The 1,616-nt window shown below is 43.4% G+C and carries 1 protein-coding gene; it reads left to right on the plus strand.

Features of this window, described 5'->3' with window-relative positions:
- Positions 1-165: 165 nt before the first annotated feature.
- On the plus strand, positions 166-1,616 hold a 1,451-nt coding region (locus T472_RS03655), incomplete at its 3' end, for an IS1634 family transposase (RefSeq protein ID WP_023863327.1).

A 1,616-nucleotide genomic window follows, 5' to 3' on the forward strand; every position in this document is an offset into this window, starting at 1 on the left:
CCTGAAGTCCCGCTGTTTTTTATAACAACACATTTTCACAACATGACTCATACCCTTGGAAACCTTGTTTTATAGCCATTTTATGCTGATTGCATTGCCATAACTACTTGAAATTCAGCACATTTGTTGTTATAATTATTATAACAACTGTGGGGTGATTTTGGGATGAGCTACGAGGTAATTCAGAAGGTAGGTCAATATCAATATATTTATCTGGCCGAGGGTTTTCGCAACAAAGATGGTCAGGTTAGACAAAAGCGAAGACCTATTGGGAAGATCAATCCCAAGACAGGCCAGAAGGTCTATAAGCCTGAGTATCTGGAGGAGTTGCGACTTTCGGGTAAGGTTGTAGAGATTCCCTCTACAGAGAAAATATTCTCAATAGAGGATATCCGCAAGTCTTCTGTGCGCTCCTATGGCCAATTTCACCTTTATCGCTCCATATCCGAAAAATCAGGGCTGACAGCTGCTCTAAGGCAATCTATTCCTGATCGCTGGCAAGAAATCTTCATGCTGGCTTGCTACATGATTTCCAGCTGCGATCCTTCGATGTATTGCGCAGACTGGATTTCAGGAACGGAATCCTATCCTGTGGGTTCAATGACCTCCCAACGGATAAGCGAACTTTTGATTTCAGTCACTGAAAAGCAGAGAAATGCCTTTTATCAGTTCTGGTATGATTCCAACAGAGAGGATGAATATCTGGCATTGGATATCACATCAGCTTCATCTTATTCGGAATTGATTGATGACGTGGAATGGGGATACAATCGTGACCATGATAATCTACCTCAGATTAACATCTGCATGCTGATGGGTGAAAGCAGGCGATTGCCTATCTATCAATCCATATACAGCGGCAGTCAGAAGGATGTACGTACGTTGACAACCACGCTGAAACAGTTTGAGGCGATAACTGGGAACCGGGCAATCACAGTCGTAATGGATAAAGGATTCTTCAGCACTAAAAACATCAACTATATGCTTAAAGATACAGGGAACGGACCTGTAAGGTTCTTGATGTCCGTCCCATTCACCTCTTCTTTCGCAAAGAAGCAGGTTGATAGTGAGCGAAAGGACATAGATAGAGTCGAGAATACCATTGTCATAAATGGCAACTCCATGAGGGCGGTTACAAAAGAACGATCCTGGGATACACAAAACAAGCTGTATACGCACGTTTGCTATAACGCAAAGAAGGCAGCAGGAATCCGCGAGGATATTTACGCAACTGTCGCTAACCTTCGTCAAAAGGCAACTGAGGATCCCGAGAAATGCCTGGATGACGAAGAGTGCCAAAAATATCTTATTATCCGCAAGTCTGACAAGCAGGACAACGGATATTCGATCAATATAAGAACAGATGTGGTTGAGAAACGCCTGCAAACAGCAGGCTGGGTAGTTCTTGTCAGCAACGATATCAGTGATGCGCGAAAAGCAATGAGCATCTATAGGGATAAGGATGTGGTTGAAAAGGGCTTCCATCGTCTGAAGAACAGCATTGACTTGGGAAGACTTCGTGTACATAGCGATAACGCTGCCCAGGGTAAGCTTTTTGTTGGCTTTGTCGCATCAGTCCTAATGTCTGGAATAAACAAGGTTATGACTGACAAGGA

The organism is Youngiibacter fragilis 232.1, assembly GCF_000495435.3.
GTDB classification, from domain to species: Bacteria; Bacillota; Clostridia; order Clostridiales; family Clostridiaceae; genus Youngiibacter; species Youngiibacter fragilis.